Below are 17,107 nucleotides of genomic sequence, written 5' to 3'. Positions count from 1 at the left end.
ATGCGGATGTAGTACTCGACGCTCACCCCCGCCAGCGTCGCGACCTCGCTGCGGCGCAGCCCCTTGACCCGGCGGTTCATGCCCGGAGGCAGCCCGACCTCCCCCGGGGTCACCTTCTCGCGGCGGGGGGTGCGGGACCCGCCGGCCCCCGCCCCGGTGTTCCTATCCCCCGGGGGGGCGGCCGGCCCCGAGGCGCCGGTGCCCCCGCCGTGGTCGGACCGCCCGGCCAAGCCGTCCCTCGCCTACCGCGTCACCTCCTCGCCGCTGGTCCTCTCGGTGGCCGCGCTGATCGCCGCGCTGGTGGTGGGCGGGCTGCTCATCATCCTGACCGACCCGGCCGTGACCTCCAAGACCTCGTACTTCTTCGCCCGGCCCACCGACACCCTCGTGGCCGCCTGGAAGTCCGTGAGCGCGGCCTACCTCGCCCTGTTCGAGGGCTCGATCTACAACCCGGGCGGGACCACCCTCGCGCAGCGTTTCTACCCGCTGACCGAGACGCTGACCATCGCGACGCCGCTGATCTTCGCGGGCCTCGCCGTGGCCGTGTCCTTCCGGTCCGGGCTGTTCAACATCGGCGCCCAGGGGCAGATCATCGCCGGGGCCATCGTGGCCGGCTACATCGGCTTCACGTGGGACCTGCCGGCCGCGCTGCACCTGGTGCTCGTGGTCGTGGGCGCGGTCGCCGGCGGGGCCGTGTGGGGCGGCATCGTCGGGGTCCTGAAGGCCAAGACGGGCGCGCACGAGGTCATCCTGTGCATCATGCTCAACTACGTGGCGCTGAACCTGCTGCTCTACCTGCTCACGACGCCGGCCTTCCAGCGTCCCGGCTCGGCCAACCCGATCTCGCCGCAGGTCTCCGAGACCGCGCTGTTCCCGCGCCTGCTGGGCGACTCGTTCCGCCTGCACTGGGGCTTCGTCCTGGCCGTGATCGCGGTCGCGGCGATCTCCTGGCTCATCAACCGCTCGACCGTGGGCTTCCGGCTGCGCGCCGTCGGCGCCAACCCGCAGGCCGCCGCGACGTCGGGCATCAACGTCACGACCGGCTACATCGTCGTCATGCTCCTCTCGGGCGGGTTCGCCGGCCTGGCCGGGGCCGCCCAGGTCTCCGGCACCGAGCGCGTGCTGACCGGCGACATCGCAGCGTCCTTCGGCTTCGACGCGATCACCGTCGCCCTGCTGGGGCGCTCGACGCCGTGGGGCACGTTCTGGGCCGGCCTCCTGTTCGGTGCCTTCCGGGCCGGCGGCGTCGCCATGCAGACCACCACGGGGACCAACATCAACATCGTGCTGGTGGTCCAGTCCCTGATCGTCCTCTTCATCGCCGCCCCGCCGCTGGTGCGCGCGATCTTCCGCCTGCCCGACCCGGCCCAGGCGGGCCGCCGGAAGAAGCGCCGCACCCCGGTCGCGGCCGCCGTCGGCCAGGACGCCGCCCAGAAGTCAGGAGCCTCCCGATGAGCACGCAGACCCTCGATCAGCCGGGCCTCACCGGGGCCCCCGCGGCGCCGGTGGTGCGCCACTGGAAGAAGGCGGTGGTCTTCTCCGTCCTGGGCGTCGTCGCGCTGGTGCTGTGCGGGCTCAACGCGGCCGAGACCACGGTGATCCTCCGGCTGTCCAACCCGGGCGACGTCGTCCAGCTCGGTGACCTCAGCCTCCCCTCGGCCGCCACCGGCTGGGCCCTCAGCGTGCTGATGCTGGCGATCGCGGCGCTCGCGATCTGGCTGACCGCGCAGGGGCGGCGGGTGAGCGGGTGGCTCTCGGCCGTCTTCTGGATCGCCTTCATCCTCGCGATGCTGGTGTGGGCGGTCGGCCACGCCAGCGGCAACAGCCTCTCGCTGCCCGGGCTGCTGGGCGGCTCGCTGGCCCTGTCCATCCCGCTGATCTTCGGCTCGATGTCCGGCCTGCTGTGCGAGCGCACCGGCGTCGTGAACATCGCCATCGAGGGACAGCTGCTGTTCGGGGCGTTCTCGGCCGCCATGGTCGGCACGCTCTCGGGCAGCGCGTGGGTCGGGCTGCTCGCGGCGATGCTGGGCGGCGTCCTGGTCGCGCTGATCCTCGCCTCCTTCTCGATCAAGTACCTGGTCAACCAGGTGATCGTGGGCGTGGTCGTGAACGTGCTGGTCTCCGGGCTGACGGGGTTCCTGTACTCGACCGTGCTGCAGCGCGACACGGCGCTGCTCAACGCGCCGCCGCGGCTGCCGAGCTTCGCGATCCCCGTGCTCTCCGAGATCCCCGTGGTGGGCCGGGTGCTCTTCGACCAGTCGGTGCTGGTCTACCTCATGTACCTGGTCGTCGCGGTCATCTGGTTCGCGCTGGGCCGCACCCGGTGGGGCCTGCGGACCCGGGCGGTGGGGGAGCACCCCAAGGCCGCCGACACCCTGGGGGTCAAGGTCAACCGCCTGCGCTTCGTCAACGTGCTGCTCGGCGGCGCGGTGGCCGGGATGGGCGGCGCGTTCTTCACCCTGGTCTCGGTCAGCTCGTTCACCAACGACATGACGGCGGGCCAGGGGTACATCGCGCTGGCCGCCCTCATCTTCGGGCGCTGGCGCCCGCTGGGGGCCCTGTGCGCGGCGCTGCTGTTCGGGTTCGCGACCAACCTGCAGTCGGTGCTGTCGCTGCTGGGGACCGCGGTGCCCAGCCAGTTCCTGACGATGCTGCCGTACCTGGTGACCATCGCCGCCGTGACCGGGCTCGTGGGGCGCTCCCGCGGGCCGGCCGCGGCGGGCCAGCCCTACGTGAAGGAGTGACGATGAGACTCACCGAGGACGAGATGTGGCAGCGGCTGCAGGCCGCCGCCCGCGAGGCCCTGACCCGGGCCTACTGCCCCTACTCGAACTATCCCGTGGGGGCCGCGGGGATGACCGACGAGGGCCGGACGGTGGTCGGCGCCAACGTGGAGAACGCGGCCTACGGCGTCACGCTGTGCGCCGAGTGCTCGATGGTCTCCGAGCTGCACCGCGTCGGCGGCGGGAGCCTGCGCGCCGTGGTCTGCGTGGACCGGGACGGCGCGGTCATCACCCCCTGCGGCCGCTGCCGCCAGCTGCTCTACGAGCACCGGGGGCCGGAGCTGGAGGTGCTGACCCGGGAGGGGGCGCTGACCATCGACGAGATGCTGCCGCTGGCCTTCGGGCCCCGCGACCTGGGCCTGGACGTGGGGCCGGACGCCGACTGACGCGCGGCCGGCCGGCGAGGGGCGCGTGCCCCGGCGCCGTCGCCGTCGCCGAGACACCAGCCGACGCCGGTCCCGTGCCGCCCCCGCGGCCGCCGGCGCGAGACGAGGAGGAGAGAGCATGACCGAGAGATTCGACGCCGTCGACGTGATCCGCCGCAAGCGGGACGGGGAGCGGCTGACCCCGGAGCAGATCGACTGGGTCATCGACGCCTACACCCGCGGCGCCGTCGCGGAGGAGCAGATGTCCGCCCTGGCCATGGCCGTGTTCATCCGCGGCATGGAGCGCGAGGAGATCGCCCGGTGGACGCGGGCCATGATCGCCAGCGGGGAGCGCTACGACTTCTCCTCCATCCTGGGCGCCGGCGGCAAGGTCGCCACGGCCGACAAGCACTCGACCGGGGGCGTGGGGGACAAGATCACCCTGCCGCTGGCACCTCTGGTGGCGGCCTACGGCGTCGCGGTCCCGCAGCTCTCCGGCCGGGGCCTGGGGCACACCGGCGGAACCCTCGACAAGCTCGAGGCGATCCCCGGCTGGCGCGCCGACCTCGACCACGACGAGGTGCTCGAGATGCTCGGCGGGATCGGCGCGGTCATCTGCGCCGCGGGCTCGGGCCTGGCCCCGGCCGACAAGAAGCTCTACGCCCTGCGCGACGTCACCGCCACGGTGGACTCGATGCCGCTGATCGCCTCCTCGATCATGTCCAAGAAGATCGCGGAGGGGACCGACTCCCTGGTGCTGGACGTCAAGGTCGGCAGCGGCGCGTTCATGAAGGACGAGGACCGGGCCCGCGAGCTCGCGCGCACCATGGTCGAGCTCGGGGAGGACGCGGGCGTGCGCACCACCGCGCTGCTCACCGACATGTCGGTCCCCCTGGGTCTGACGGTCGGCAACGCGATCGAGGTCGAGGAGTCCGTGGAGGTCTTGGCCGGGGGAGGGCCCGACGACGTCGTCGAGCTCACCCTGGCCCTGGCCCGGGAGATGCTGCGGGCCTCGGGGATCGACACCGACCCCGCCGAGGCGCTCGCCGACGGCCGCGCGATGGACGTCTACCGCCGCATGATCCGCGCGCAGGGCGGGGATCCCGACGCCGCCCTTCCCGTCGCCCGCGAGTCCCACGAGGTGACCGCCCCGGAGGACGGCGTGCTGACCACGCTGGACGCGCTGGCCGTGGGCACCGCCTCGTGGCGGCTGGGCGCGGGCCGGGCCCGGCGCGAGGACCGGGTGCAGGCGGGCGCCGGGGTGCGCCTGCACGCCAAGCCGGGGGACCGGGTGCGGCGAGGCCAGCCGCTGATGACCCTCCTCACCGACGACCCGGGCCGCTTCGACCGGGCGCTCGAGGCGCTCCAGGGCGGCTGGTCTGTTGCGCCGGGAGATTCCGCCGATGTCGAACGACGGCTGATCCTCGATAGACTGTCGGCAGAATAGAAGGTCGAATGGTCCGCACGCGAGGGGCCGGGAATCGAGGGCGCCGGGAGGCCGGCGCGGAAGTCTAGGTGAGTCGTGGCATTTAAGATGTTCCGGAAGAATTCTCAGGACGATCAGTTCGCCGGGGGCCGCCCCTCGGACGAGGCGCCCGCCGCGGGCGGCTCCTCGTCCGGCGCCGCGTCCCGCGAGCAGCTCCCCGCCGGCAACGGGCTCCCCGAGCTCGTGGCCCTCATGGACCGGGAGCGCGCCCACACCCTGCAGCTGGACCAGCACGGCAACGAGATGACCGCGCTGCTGGACCCCAGCGAGAAGCCCGAGCGCAAGTCCGTGGTGGACACCGAGTCCGTCTGGTTCGACGCCGTGGCATCGCTGTACACCGCCGCCCAGGGCGGCGCGCGCGGCCCGTGGCGCCGGGCGGAGATCATGGTCTCCACGGTCCGGGACGGGGTGCGCACGGTCGAGGTCGAGTACACCTTCCCGAACTCCGAGCGCCAGGACCGCGAGGCCTACACCCAGACCGTCGACCCCGCGGCGCAGCAAGCCTCTCGGCACCCGGCAGAGGGCGTTGCTCAGCGAACGGACGAGGGCGCCTCCGAGTCCGCCCCGACGACGTCGGACGAGGCAGCCGCCGAGCGGGCCCCGCGCACCGAGGCCCACGGCTCCGCGAGCCTCGGGGAGGCCTCCGGCGAGACCCGCGAGACCGCCGGGGTCGCCGAGGACCCCGGGGTCGCCCGTGACGAGGCCGAGGATCGCCCGGAGGCCTCCGGCGCCGCGACGGTCGAGTCCTCGGACAGCGTCCTGGCCGCCCTGGCCGCCGACGCCGACCGCCGCCACGACGAGGCCGCGCACCCTCGGCCCCGGCCGACTCCGCCGGCTCGGCCCCGGCCGCCGCCCCCGCCGACTCGGCCCCGGAGGCCCCGGCACCCTCGACGCCGAGCTGGACGGCGCCGCCCAGGAGCAGCCGCACGCGGAGCGCCCCGCTCCGACGCCGCGGCCGAGCCGGCCGACGTCGAGCCCTCGACGTCGAGCCGGCCGACCCGCGGGACGACGCCGTCTACGTCTCCTCCGAGGAGGCCCAGGCACCCGCCGAGGAGCCCGAGGTGCTCGGGACCCCGTCCGCGACGAGGCGCCGGCCGGCGGCCTCGCCGGAGCGGCCGCCCACGACCCGGCCTCGGACCTCCCGGGCCCCGCCCTGGCCGATGCCGCGCCGGCCACGGCCGACCACGCCGACGTCGCCCCCTCCTACGCCGCTCCCTCCCGCGCCGAGAGGCCGTCCGAGACCCACCTGGCCGACGGGAACCTCGTGCTGACGGAGTCCGCGGTGCTGCAGCGGCTGGGCGAGGCGCAGAACGCCCTGTTCGGCCCCGGCGGCACGGCGCGCGACGTCTCCACCGTGCTGATCCGCGTCCGCGCCCTCGGCTCCTACTACGACGCCCTGACCCACGTGCGCCGCGACGGCGCCTGGGACCAGCGCGGGACCTTCGAGCTCGTCCCGGAGGAGGCCCTGCACATCCTGGACCTCAAGTCCGACTCCTACCTCGAGGGCAGCGGCTCGCCGCTGGCCATCATGTTCCGCTTCACCCCGGGCGTCCCGCCGCAGGTCTCGTTCGACTACCAGGACGAGGAGAGCTTCGTGAAGTACCGCGACCGCCTCCCCGCCCAGCAGTACATCGAGGAGCTGCGCCTGTTCCCGCGGACCGGCGTCAACATCCCCGAGCACATGAACGAGGCGCTGACCCAGTGGAGCCTGTAGGCCCGGCGGGGCGTCCGGGCCGGCGTCGGCCGCGGGGCGCCCCGTGAGCGCGGTCTCGGCCGAGGACCTCGCGCCCCGCAGCCTGGCCGCCTCCCGGCTGGCCCGGCTGCCCAAGGTGTGCCTGCACGACCACCTGGACGGCGCCCTGCGCCCCCGGACCGTGGTCGAGCTGGCGGCCGAGTGCGGCCACGAGCTGCCGGAGCGCGAGGCCGGGCCCCTGCGCCGCTGGTTCGCCGAGGCGGCCGACTCCGGCTCGCTGGAGCGCTACCTCGAGACCTTCGAGCACACCGTCGCCGTGCTGCAGAGCGCGGCGGCCCTGGAGCGTGCGGCCGAGGAGTACGTGCTCGACGCCGCCGAGGACGGGATCGTCTACGCGGAGGTGCGCTGGGCCCCCGAGCAGCACCAGCGCGGGGGCCTGAGCCTGGAGGACGCCGTGGCCGCGGTCGGCCGCGGGCTGGCCGAGGGCGAGCGGGCCGCCGCCCGCCGCGGCTACGACCTGACCGTCCGGCAGATCCTCTGCGCGATGCGGCACGCGGACCGGTCCCTCGAGGTCGCCCGGCTGGCCACGGGGAGCCGGGCGCTCGGCGTCGTCGGCTTCGACCTGGCCGGGCCCGAGGACGGGCACGGGCCCTCGGTGCACCGCGAGGCCCTGCTGCACTGCGCGGAGCACTTCCTGCCCGTCACCCTCCACGCGGGCGAGGCGGCGGGCACGGCCTCCATCCGCGAGGCCCTCCTGGACGGGCGATCCCTGCGGCTGGGCCACGGCGTCCGCATCCTGCGCGACGTCTCCGGGGCGGTGCAGGGCGCCGCGCTGGGCGAGAACGTCGCCCGCTTCCCGGGCAACGGGCGCTCCCGGTTCGACGCCGAGGCGTTCGAGCTCGGCGAGCTCGCCTCCTGGGTGCGCGACCGGGGCATCCCGCTGGAGGTCTGCCCCTCCTCGAACCTGCAGACCGGCGCCGCCCCGCGCCTGGCGGACATCGTGGCGGGCGAGGCGCCGGCGCGGCCGGCCGCGGCCTACGCCGAGCACCCCGTGGAGCTGCTGCGCACGCTTGGCTTCACCATCACGATCAACCCGGACAACCGCCTGATGAGCGGGACCTCCATGACGCACGAGTTCGCGCGCCTGAAGGAGACGTTCGGGTACGAGGCCGAGGACTTCCTGGAGGTGACCATGAACGCGGCCCTCGCGGCGTTCCTGCCGGTGGACCAGAAGAACGAGCTGGTCGAGCAGCTGCTCGCCGGGTACGCCGAGGCGCGCGCGTGAGCCGCGCCGCGGAGGCCTTCGAGCGCCTCGTCGAGATCATGGACGCCCTGCGCTCCCCGGGCGGATGCCCCTGGGACGGCGAGCAGACCCACCGCTCCCTGGTCCGCTACCTCATCGAGGAGTCCTACGAGGTCGTCGAGGCGATCGAGGAGCCCGGGGGCGTGGACCGCGCGCTGCTGCGCGAGGAGCTCGGCGACGTCCTGCTGCAGGTGGTCTTCCACGCGCGGATCGCGGAGGAGGTTCCGGCGGCCTCGGGGGGCTTCGACGTCGCCGAGGTCGTGGAGGAGCTCAACGCCAAGCTGGTCCGGCGGCATCCGCACGTGTTCGTCGACGCCGCGCCCGCCGCGCCCGCCGACGCCACGAGCGCCGCCTCCACCCCGGGGCCGCCTCCTCCGTGCCCGCCGACGCCGCCCCGCACCCGCCGACGTCGCGGGCGACCGCCGGATCGACGAGCAGCGCCTCGAGAGCCTGACCCGGCGCTGGGACGCGATCAAGCGGGAGGAGAAGCCGGAGCGCTCGGACCCTTCGAAGGCGTCCCGCCCGCCTCCCCGCCCTGGCGCTGGCCGAGAAGACCCTGAACAAGGCCGCCAAGGCGGGCCTGCCGCTGCCTCCGCGGAGACCACGGCCCCTCGCCCGGCGTCGGCGCGCCCGAGCCCGCCTCCGCGCCCTCTCGATGCCGCGACCCCCCCGGCGTCGTCGTGCCCGACACCTCCGCCCCCGCCTCGCCTGCCGCAGCCCCCGCCCCGCCCGCCGTCGAGGTCTCCCCGGAGTCGGTGGCCGCCGGGGGCCGCGAGGAGGCGGAGCGCGCGCTCGGAGAGGAGCTGCTGGCGCTCACCGTGCGGGCGCGCTCGCTCGGCGTGGACCCCGAGCGGGCGCTCCGCGGGGCCGTGCGCGGTTTCGTCGAGGCCTCCCGGGCGGTTGGGAAAGCCTGACTCTGCCTGTGTTCGTGTGGGAAATTGCTAGACTGGGCGCCGGGGACGGCGCCACGCCAGTTCAGATTCGCGCGGCGAGTCACTAGGCTCGACAACGAGAAGCCACCCCGGCCTTCCGATGCAAAGGAGATACCCCATGGCGATCATCATCGACATCCACGCCCGCCAGATCCTCGACTCCCGCGGCAACCCGACCGTCGAGGTCGAGGCGCTGCTGGAGGACGGCAGCTTCGGCCGCGCGGCGGTCCCCTCGGGCGCCTCCACGGGCGAGTTCGAGGCGGTCGAGCGCCGGGACGGCGACAAGAAGGTGTACCAGGGCAAGGGCGTCCTGGAGGCCGTGCAGGCCGTCGCCGACGAGATCGCCGAGGTCGTCATCGGCCTCGACGCGACCGACCAGCGCCTGGTCGACGCCGCGATGCTCGAGCTGGACGGCACCGACAACAAGGGCAAGCTCGGCGCCAACGCCATCCTCGGCGTCTCCCTGGCCGTGGCCCGCGCGGCCGCCGAGGCCTCCGAGCTGCCGCTCTACAAGTACCTGGGCGGCCCCAACGCCCACGTGCTGCCCGTGCCGATGATGAACATCCTCAACGGCGGCTCCCACGCGGACTCCAACGTGGACATCCAGGAGTTCATGATCGCCCCGATCGGCGCCCCGACCTTCTCCGAGGCGCTGCGCCAGGGCGTGGAGGTCTACCACCAGCTGAAGTCCGTGCTCAAGGACCGCGGCCTGGCCACCGGCCTGGGCGACGAGGGCGGCTTCGCCCCGAGCCTGGGCTCCAACGCCGAGGCCCTGGACCTGATCATCGAGGCCATCAAGAAGGCCGGCTTCAAGCCGGGCGAGGACATCGCCCTGGCCCTCGACGTCGCCTCCTCCGAGTTCTACGACCGGAAGTCCGGCACCTACGCCTTCGAGGGCGGGAAGAAGTCGGCGCAGGAGATGACCTCCTACTACGCCGACCTCGTCGCCAAGTACCCGCTGGTCTCGATCGAGGACCCGCTGGACGAGGACGACTGGGACGGCTACCAGACCATCACCGCCGAGCTCGGCGACAAGGTCCAGATCGTCGGCGACGACCTCTTCGTGACCAACCCGGAGCGCCTGGGCAAGGGTATCGAGATCGGCGCGGCCAACGCCCTGCTGGTCAAGGTCAACCAGATCGGCTCGCTGACCGAGACCTTCGACGCGATCACCCTCGCCCAGACCAACGAGTTCCGCTGCATGGTCTCGCACCGCTCGGGAGAGACCGAGGACACCACGATCGCCGACATCGCGGTGGCCACCAACGCCGGCCAGATCAAGACCGGCGCCCCGGCCCGCTCGGAGCGCGTGGCCAAGTACAACCAGCTGCTGCGCATCGAGGAGGAGCTGGGCAAGGCCGCGACCTACGCCGGCGCCTCCGCCTTCCCGCGCTTCCGCAAGCGCTAGGCCGCACCGCGGGCCGCGCGACGGGCCCCGCCCCGCAGGAGCATCGCCTCCGGGGGCGGGGCCCGTCGCCGTCCGGGGCGTCTCCGCCCGGGGCGCGCACCCGCCGGGCACCCTCCGACGGCCGCCCCGGACACGGTCCCGGGGGCGGGGCCCGCCGCCCCGCTCACGATGCGAACCTCGGCCGCGTGTTCGGTACAGTGAGGGCACACCAGTAACCGACGGAGAGGACGGCCCCGTGAAGAGATCCCTGCCCCGGGGCCTGCGCCTGCCGCAGCGGCTGAGGCGTCGTGACGACGTCGCGCCCGTTCCCCGAGGGGCCGACCCGGTCGAGGGCGATCCCGTCCAGGACGATCCAGCCGAGGGCCGCCGCGCGTCGCGTCCCCGGAGACGGCGGACGCCGGATCGGCGCCCCGCGCGGACCGGCAGCGGCTCGCTCGGCGCGGAGGACTGGTCCGCGGAGCGGGGGACCATGCAGCCCGTGGCGGCGAGGTCGTTCTCGGGGCGGTCCCTGCTGCTGCTCCTGGTCGTCGTCGCGCTGGTCGTCCCCCTGGCCCCCACCGTGCATCGGTACTTCGCGCAGCAGGCGGAGATCTCGGCGCTCGAGCAGGACATCGACCGCCTGAAGTCCGAGCAGCAGCAGCTGAAGGACCAGGAGTCCCTCTGGGAGCAGGACTCCTACGTGGAGCAGCAGGCCCGGGAGCGGCTGTCCTACGTCAGGCCCGGGGAGACCCCGTACCTGGTGGTCGGCGGCGAGGACGAGGAGACGGAGGCCAACGACTCCTCGGCCGAGGCCGTGACCTCCGGCGACCCCAGCTGGGCCGGCCAGCTCTGGCAGTCGCTCAACGAGCCGGCCGACTAGCCGCGCCGCCCTCCCGCACCGCGGACGGCCGCCGAGCGCCGACGCGACGAACCGACCAACCGAAGGAACACGGTGACCAATCATCCCACTGACCACGTGCCGCACGGGTACGGCGTGAGCGCCGAGACCCTCGCGCCGACCTCCCAGGACCTCCTGGTCCTCTCCCGCCAGCTGGGGCGGCAGGTGCGCGACGTCGTCGAGATCCCGGCCCGGTGCGTGTGCGGGAACCCGCTGGTCGCGGCCACCGCGCCGCGGCTGTCCAACGGCACACCGTTCCCGACCGTCTTCTACCTGGCCCACCCCGTGATCACCCAGGCGGCCTCCCGCCTGGAGGCGGCCGGCCTGATGTACCGCATGACCGACCGGATCGCCGAAGAGCCGGAGACGGCGCGCGCCTACGAGGCCGCCCACCGGAACTACCTCGCCGAGCGCGAGCGGATCGGGGCGGCGACCGGGATCGGCGAGGTCCCGGAGATCGAGGGCATCTCGGCCGGGGGCATGCCCACGCGCGTGAAGTGCCTGCACGCCGTCCTGGGGCACACCCTCTCGGTGGGGCCCGGGGTGAACCCGTTCGGCGACGAGACGCTCGCCGCGATCGAGCAGTGGTGGACGCCGGAGCAGTGCGCCTGCGACCCGGCCTGGCGCGACGCCGAGGACTGACGACCCACCCGCGACCGAAGACCGGCCCCGCCGCCGGAACGACCCGAGGAGGACCCCGAACCATGCGCGTAGGCGCCATCGACTGCGGCACCAATTCCATCCGCCTGCTCATCGCCGACGTCGGCGAGACCCCCGGCTCCCCGGGGGCGCTGCGCGACGTCGTGCGCGAGATGCGCGTCGTGCGCCTCGGGGCCGGCGTCGACGCCACGGGCTGGCTCTCCCAGGAGGCGCTGGACCGGACCCTCGACGCGGTCGGGGACTACGCCGCGGCCCTGGAGGAGCACGGCGCGGAGCGGGTCCGCATGGTCGCCACCAGCGCGACCCGCGACGCCGGCAACCGGGACACCTTCACCGACGGCATCCGGGAGCGCCTCGGGATCGACCCCGAGGTCATCTCCGGCGAGGAGGAGGCCCGCCTGTCCTTCCTGGGCGCCGCTTCGGCGGTGGACCCCTCGGGCGCCGGCCGCGACCTCGTCGTCGACATCGGCGGCGGCTCCACGGAGTTCGTGCTAGGCGACCGCGCCGGCGTCATCGGCTCCACCTCGGTCAACATCGGCTGCGTCCGGCTGACCGAGCGCTACCTGAGCTCCAACCCGCCCTCGCGCGCGCAGGTCGAGCGGTTGATCGGCGACGTCGACGACGCCGTGACCACCGCCCTGCGCACCGTCCCCATCCCCACCGCCACCCGGCTGATCGGCGTCGCGGGCTCGGTGACCACCGTGACGGCCCAGGCCCTCGGCCTGGCGGAGTACGACGCCGCGCGCATCCACGGCGCCGAGCTGGCGTCCGGCCGGGTGATCGAGGCCGCGAACGCGCTGACCCGCATGACCCGCGCGGAGCGGGCCGAGCTGGGGTTCATGCACGAGGGGCGGGTCGACGTGATCGGCGCCGGCGCCCAGATCTGGGCCAGGATCGTCGAGCGGGTCGGCGAGCTGACCCACGGCCGCGTGGACACCACCGTGACCAGCGAGCACGACATCCTCGACGGCATCGCGCTCTCCCAGGTGGGGGACGGCCAGCGGAAGGGGTAGGACCATGACGCAGCGAAGCACCAGCGCCCGGAGGCCCCGCCCCCGCACGACCGGCGCCATGCGCGCGGCCCGCCCGCGCGTCCCGCCGGCACCGCTCGCCCCGCCCGCGCTCCGCGTTCCGTCCGGGCGGTGGTCGCCGGGGCGCTCGTGCTGGCCACGGCCCTGCTCGTCCCGGCGGCCGCCCAGGCCGCCCCCGGCCGGCAGCCCTCGCCCCTGCCCTCGGTGCCCATCATCGAGGAGGAGAAGTCCGGCGACGGCGTGCGCGCCCAGGAGTACTGGCTGGACGACTACGGCTTCCGCGAGGCGTGGAAGGAGAGCACGGGCAAGGGCGTCAAGGTCGCGGTGATCGACACCGGCGTCGACGCCGGGCATCCCGACCTCGAGGGGAACGTGGTCAAGGGCTCGGACGCCTCCGGCGGCGGCTCTCCCGACGGCTGGGAGGGTCTCGGCGCGGAGCCCGAGCACGGGACGCTGGTGGCCTCGATGATCGCCGCCCACGGCCACTCCGACCCCAAGGTCACCGCCGCGCCGGGTAGCGAGCCCGGGAAGCCGGCCGGGATGATCGGCGTCGCGCCCGAGGCGCAGATCCTCCCGATCTCGCTGTGGATCGGCACCGAGAACCCCGGCGGGGTGTCGGTCGAGGACCAGGTCCCGCAGGCCGTCCGGACCGCCGTCGACTCCGGCGCCGACGTCATCAACCTCTCGGTCGGGTCCTCCAAGACCTCGTGGCCCGAGTCCTGGGACGCGGCGTTCGAGTACGCCCAGGAGAAGGACGTCGTGCTGGTCGCCTCGGCCGGGAACCGGGGGAGCGGGGTGACCCAGGTCGGGGCGCCCTCGACCATCCCCGGCGTGATCTCGGTGGGCGGCGTGGACCGCCAGCGCGTGCAGTCGGAGGAGTCCTCCGCGCAGGGCATCTCGATCGCGGTGGCCGCCCCCAGCGAGGACCTCATCGGCGCGATGCCGGGCGACGGCTACGGCCTGTGGTCGGGGACCTCGGCGTCGGCGCCCCTGGTCTCCGGGCTGGTCGCACTGATGCGCGAGCGCCACCCGGACGACTCCGCGGCCCAGATCGTCCAGCGCCTGATCACCACCGCCCAGGACCGCGGCGCGGCCGGGCGGGACCCCCAGTACGGGTACGGCGTGATCGACCCGGTGGCCGCGCTGGACCAGGACGTCGACGTCGACTCGGTCACCGAGAACCCCCTCGGCAGCGTCGAGAAGTGGGCCAGCATCCACCGGCGCGCCGTCCCCTCCGAGGAGGCGCGGCAGGCGGAGGAGACCCCGGAGCCGACGCCGGAGCACGAGGAGGGCGAGAGCATCGCCGCCGTCGCCCCGCCGGAGCCCGCGGCGCCCGAGACCTCGCTGCCGCGGCTGCTGCCGATCGCGCTGATCGGCGCGTTCGGGCTGTGGGTCGGGGTGCTCGCCGTCGGGGCGGTCGTGAAGATCCGGCGCGCGGCGCGCCTGGCGCACGACTCCGAATAGCCATCGGCCGTCCCTGGTGGCAATATGGTGCGGAGTGAACCGTGGTCTGAGGAGAGGCCGGTCCGACGCCGCCGGGGTCGGGCGCGGTCCGACTCCCGGCGCGCTCCGGCCGGTCGGGCCGACCTCCACTCACCCGAGCAACCCAAGGAAGTAGCATTTCAATCATGGCTTTCAAGCAGCTGACGAACGACCGTCCCCGCATCCTCGTCGTGGGCGGCGGCTATGTGGGCTTCACCGTGGCCGCCAAGATCCAGAAGGCCATCAAGGCCTCGGGCGGCGTCGTCACCGTCGTGGACCCCAACCCGTACATGACCTACCTGCCCTTCCTTCCCGAGGTCGCGGGCGGGAACATCGAGTCGCGCCACGCCGTGGTCCCGCTGCGCCAGCACCTGACCGACTCGGAGATCCTCACCGCCCGGGTGGAGAAGATCGACCACGCGAACAAGAAGGCGACCGTGCGCGGCGTCGACGACGGAGACTCCTACGAGCTGTCCTACGACCAGATCGTGATCGGCGCCGGCTCCGTGACCCGCGCGTTCCCGATCCCCGGCCTGGCCGAGACCGCCATCGGCATGAAGGCGATCGAGGAGGCCGAGCACGTCCGCAACTGGGTGCTCGAGCGCATCGAGGTCGCGGCCCTGCTCAAGGACGAGGCCGCGCGCCGCCAGGCCCTGACCTTCGTGGTCGTCGGCGGCGGGTTCGCCGGCGTCGAGACCATCGCCGAGATCGAGGACATGGCCCGCGCCGCCGTCGAGCGCACCTCGCTGCTGCGCGTGTCCGACCTGCGCTTCGTCATGGTCGAGGCCATGGGGCGGATCATGCCCGAGGTGCCCGAGTCCCGCGCCGAGTCCGTCGTGGCGCACCTGCGCTCGCGCGGCATCGAGGTGCTGCTGAACACCTCGCTGGGCGAGGTCGTGGACGGCCACACCCTCAAGCTGGTCAACATGGGCGACAAGTCCTCGGCCGGTGAGATCGAGTCCGACACCCTGATCTGGACCGCCGGCGTCCAGGCCGCGCCGTTCCTCAAGGACAGCGACCTGCCCGTCGACGAGCGCGGCCGCGTCCGCGTCGGCGCCGACCTGCGCGTCACCGGCGACGAGGGCCCGGTCGAGGGCGCCTGGGCCGCGGGCGACAACGCCGCGGTCCCGGACCTGACCGGCGGCGGCGTCGGCGGCTTCTGCGTCCCGAACGCCCAGCACGCCTCCCGCCAGGCCGTGCGGCTCGCCAAGAACCTGCTGGCCTCGCGAAACAACGGGCAGCTGCAGGACTACTACCACGAGAACCTCGGCGCCGTGGCCGGCCTGGGCACGCTCAAGGGCGTCGCCAACATCAAGGGCAAGTCCTTCGAGGGCCCCCTGGCCTGGGTCATGCACCGCGCCTACCACGGCTACGCGATCCCCACCGTGGAGCGCACCGCCCGCGTGGCGGCCAACTGGGCGCTGAGCGCGGTCTTCGGCCGCGACACCTCGCCCGTGCGCCACCTGCGCGAGCCGCGCCTGACCTTCGAGATGGCCACCGGCAACGCGCCGGAGAAGAAGAAGGCCCGCCTCTAGGGCCGGGCCGCGGAAGGCTCGTCCCGTGGCGCGCCGCCGCGAGGCGGGTGCGCCGCACCCTCGGCATCGGCCCCGTCCCTCCACCGTCCGCGGTGGCCGGGGCGGGGCCGATCCGCCCCAGTAGCCCAATCGGCAGAGGCGGCGGACTTAAAATCCGCGCAGTGTGGGTTCGAGTCCCACCTGGGGCACCCCGCGACGACGGCCCCGGTGGCGTCGGGCATTCGACCCGGCGCCCCGGGGCCTTCGCGCGTCCGGGGCGTAGCCGGGAGCCGCGGCGGGCGAACGCCGCTCACCCTCCTGGGCGCGGCACCGGAACGGGACCGGATTCGAAAAGGCGCGCCGGACCTGGCACTTCGGGCGCCGTGGGGGAGCGGGCGGCGTCGTGTTCCCAGGTAATCAACGGCTGGCACGGCTGACGCGGAACGGTTGACCTGTAAAATAGAGGGAAGGCCGGTCCACCGACGCACCGTGCCGGTGTCACCCATTCGAGAATCCACCCCAGAATTGAGGAATCCCCATGGGACGCGGCAACCCGCTCATCAAGCGCATGAACAGCGATGCGCACCAGAACCACATGTCCGCTTCGTCAGGCGGTCAGGCGCTCGCGACCGACCCGCGGCAGCTGAACGACCTCTACAACGCCCCCTCGGCCACAGCGGCCGAGACCCAGCGCGCGACGATGAACGACGTCGTGGTCAAGTGCCTCATCCTCCTCGGCCTGGTCGTGGTGGGCGGCGCCGTCGGGTGGGTCGTCCCCGCCGTCGGCATGATCGGCGCGCTGGCCGGGTTCGCCCTCGCCCTCGTGGTGATCTTCAAGAAGAAGACCTCGCCGGGCCTGATCATGGCCTACGCGGTCTGCCAGGGCCTGTTCCTGGGTGCCATCTCCGGGCTCTTCGAGGCGATGTTCGACGGGATCGTCCTCACCGCCATCATCTCGACTCTGATCGTCTTCGTGGGCATGCTCGCCCTGTACGCCAAGGCCGGCGTGCGCATCCGCGGCAAGGTCGCGGCCATGGTCGGCATCGGCCTGATCGCCTACATGGCCTTCGTGATCGGCAACCTGATCTTCGGCGCCTTCACCGGCAGCTCGATGCGCGACGTCCAGGTCATGGGCATCCCGCTGGGCATCATCATCGGCCTGGTCGTGGTCGTCCTGGCCGCGCTGTGCCTGGTCATGGACTTCCAGGAGATCGACGGCGCCCTGCGCGCCGGCGTCCCGGAGAAGGAGTCCTGGCGCCTGGCCTTCGGCCTGATGGTGACCCTCATCTGGCTCTACGTCGAGATCCTGCGCCTGCTCAGCTACTTCATGAGCGACGACTGATCCTCCGCGGGGCCGGCCGGCGACGTCGGCCGCCCCGACCCGCCGCCCGGTGCGGCGCGCCCACGGCGACGCCGGGCCCATTCCGATGCCCCGTCGGAGGCGGCCCGGCGTCGTCGTGCCGTCCCGGGGCATGCCGGTGCCGACCCGGGGGCGTGCCCGCGCCCTCCGCGGGGCGTGCCCGTACCGGTCCGGGGGAATGCCCGAGTAGCCCCCCGAGGCATCCCCGTGCCG

At 73.7% G+C, this 17,107-nt stretch carries 17 protein-coding genes, 1 tRNA gene and 1 pseudogene; 16 read left to right on the top strand and 3 right to left on the bottom strand.

The genetic code is table 11. The features are described from left to right. Window positions 1-113: pseudogene (locus tag NBM05_RS12575) on the bottom strand (transcriptional regulator); the annotation flags it as partial. An 85-nt stretch (window positions 114-198) separates the two neighbouring features. Here NBM05_RS12575 and NBM05_RS12570 point away from each other — a divergent pair. From NBM05_RS12570 to NBM05_RS12555, 4 genes are all read left to right on the top strand, one after another. After that, window positions 199-1,455, top strand: a complete 1,257-nt coding sequence (locus NBM05_RS12570; RefSeq protein WP_254168021.1) for an ABC transporter permease — start codon at window positions 199-201, stop codon at window positions 1,453-1,455. Then, entirely contained in the window at window positions 1,452-2,744 is a 1,293-nt protein-coding gene (locus NBM05_RS12565; protein ID WP_254168019.1) for an ABC transporter permease, read from the top strand. Before NBM05_RS12570 ends, NBM05_RS12565 begins: the two co-directional genes overlap by 4 nt. Window positions 2,745-2,746: 2 nt before the next feature. Beyond that, the gene (locus tag NBM05_RS12560) at window positions 2,747-3,169 is read left to right on the top strand and encodes a cytidine deaminase (protein WP_254168011.1); all 423 of its coding nucleotides are present in this window, start codon (window positions 2,747-2,749) and stop codon (window positions 3,167-3,169) included. 118 nt (window positions 3,170-3,287) lie between these two features. Next, window positions 3,288-4,595 carry a thymidine phosphorylase gene (locus tag NBM05_RS12555; RefSeq protein WP_254168009.1) on the top strand — a complete coding sequence of 436 codons (1,308 nt, stop codon included), beginning with the start codon at window positions 3,288-3,290 and terminating at the stop codon, window positions 4,593-4,595. A 113-nt stretch (window positions 4,596-4,708) separates the two neighbouring features. Here NBM05_RS12555 and NBM05_RS12550 read toward each other — a convergent pair whose 3' ends face one another. Both NBM05_RS12550 and NBM05_RS12545 read right to left on the bottom strand, forming a co-directional pair. Beyond that, window positions 4,709-5,050 (bottom strand): hypothetical protein, encoded by a 342-nt coding sequence (locus NBM05_RS12550; RefSeq protein WP_254168007.1) that lies wholly within the window; start codon window positions 5,048-5,050, stop codon window positions 4,709-4,711. 599 nt (window positions 5,051-5,649) lie between these two features. After that, window positions 5,650-5,820: a hypothetical protein gene (locus NBM05_RS12545; RefSeq protein WP_254168004.1), complete on the bottom strand. Its 171-nt coding sequence runs from the start codon at window positions 5,818-5,820 to the stop codon at window positions 5,650-5,652. Between the two features lie 78 nt (window positions 5,821-5,898). Between NBM05_RS12545 and NBM05_RS12540 the strand changes: the two genes are divergently transcribed. From NBM05_RS12540 to NBM05_RS12485, 12 genes are all read left to right on the top strand, one after another. Beyond that, window positions 5,899-6,348, top strand: coding sequence for a hypothetical protein (locus tag NBM05_RS12540; RefSeq protein ID WP_254168002.1), 450 nt, complete (start codon window positions 5,899-5,901; stop codon window positions 6,346-6,348). 43 nt (window positions 6,349-6,391) lie between these two features. Beyond that, entirely contained in the window at window positions 6,392-7,612 is a 1,221-nt protein-coding gene (locus NBM05_RS12535; protein ID WP_373689335.1) for an adenosine deaminase, read from the top strand. Continuing rightward, complete coding sequence (locus NBM05_RS12530; RefSeq protein ID WP_309248163.1) at window positions 7,609-8,190, top strand: MazG nucleotide pyrophosphohydrolase domain-containing protein; 582 nt, start codon at window positions 7,609-7,611, stop codon at window positions 8,188-8,190. Before NBM05_RS12535 ends, NBM05_RS12530 begins: the two co-directional genes overlap by 4 nt. A 120-nt stretch (window positions 8,191-8,310) precedes the next feature. Then, window positions 8,311-8,544: a hypothetical protein gene (locus NBM05_RS12525; protein WP_254168000.1), complete on the top strand. Its 234-nt coding sequence runs from the start codon at window positions 8,311-8,313 to the stop codon at window positions 8,542-8,544. Window positions 8,545-8,680: 136 nt separating this feature from the next. Next, window positions 8,681-9,970, top strand: coding sequence for a phosphopyruvate hydratase (gene eno, locus NBM05_RS12520; protein ID WP_254167992.1), 1,290 nt, complete (start codon window positions 8,681-8,683; stop codon window positions 9,968-9,970). Between the two features lie 235 nt (window positions 9,971-10,205). Beyond that, window positions 10,206-10,829 carry an FtsB family cell division protein gene (locus NBM05_RS15705; RefSeq protein ID WP_254167990.1) on the top strand — a complete coding sequence of 208 codons (624 nt, stop codon included), beginning with the start codon at window positions 10,206-10,208 and terminating at the stop codon, window positions 10,827-10,829. 72 nt (window positions 10,830-10,901) lie between these two features. After that, window positions 10,902-11,489, top strand: coding sequence for a DUF501 domain-containing protein (locus NBM05_RS12510; RefSeq protein ID WP_254167988.1), 588 nt, complete (start codon window positions 10,902-10,904; stop codon window positions 11,487-11,489). Between the two features lie 62 nt (window positions 11,490-11,551). Continuing rightward, window positions 11,552-12,520, top strand: a complete 969-nt coding sequence (locus NBM05_RS12505) for a Ppx/GppA phosphatase family protein (RefSeq protein ID WP_254167986.1) — start codon at window positions 11,552-11,554, stop codon at window positions 12,518-12,520. A 129-nt stretch (window positions 12,521-12,649) separates the two neighbouring features. Then, a complete protein-coding gene (locus tag NBM05_RS12500) occupies window positions 12,650-14,002 on the top strand; it encodes a S8 family serine peptidase (protein WP_254167984.1) in 1,353 nt (450 codons plus the stop codon). Between the two features lie 164 nt (window positions 14,003-14,166). Further along, window positions 14,167-15,555, top strand: coding sequence for an NAD(P)/FAD-dependent oxidoreductase (locus NBM05_RS12495; RefSeq protein ID WP_254167982.1), 1,389 nt, complete (start codon window positions 14,167-14,169; stop codon window positions 15,553-15,555). A 114-nt stretch (window positions 15,556-15,669) separates the two neighbouring features. Beyond that, window positions 15,670-15,743: transfer RNA gene (locus NBM05_RS12490), tRNA-Leu, on the top strand. A 329-nt stretch (window positions 15,744-16,072) separates the two neighbouring features. Next, window positions 16,073-16,876 carry a Bax inhibitor-1/YccA family protein gene (locus NBM05_RS12485; protein ID WP_254167980.1) on the top strand — a complete coding sequence of 268 codons (804 nt, stop codon included), beginning with the start codon at window positions 16,073-16,075 and terminating at the stop codon, window positions 16,874-16,876. Window positions 16,877-17,107 lie beyond the last annotated feature (231 nt).

This window comes from Rothia santali, from assembly GCF_024199905.1.
Lineage (GTDB): Bacteria > Actinomycetota > Actinomycetes > Actinomycetales > Micrococcaceae > Rothia > Rothia santali.
Note: the sequence above shows the minus strand (reverse complement) of the source record. Positions and strands in the feature narration are given on the sequence as shown.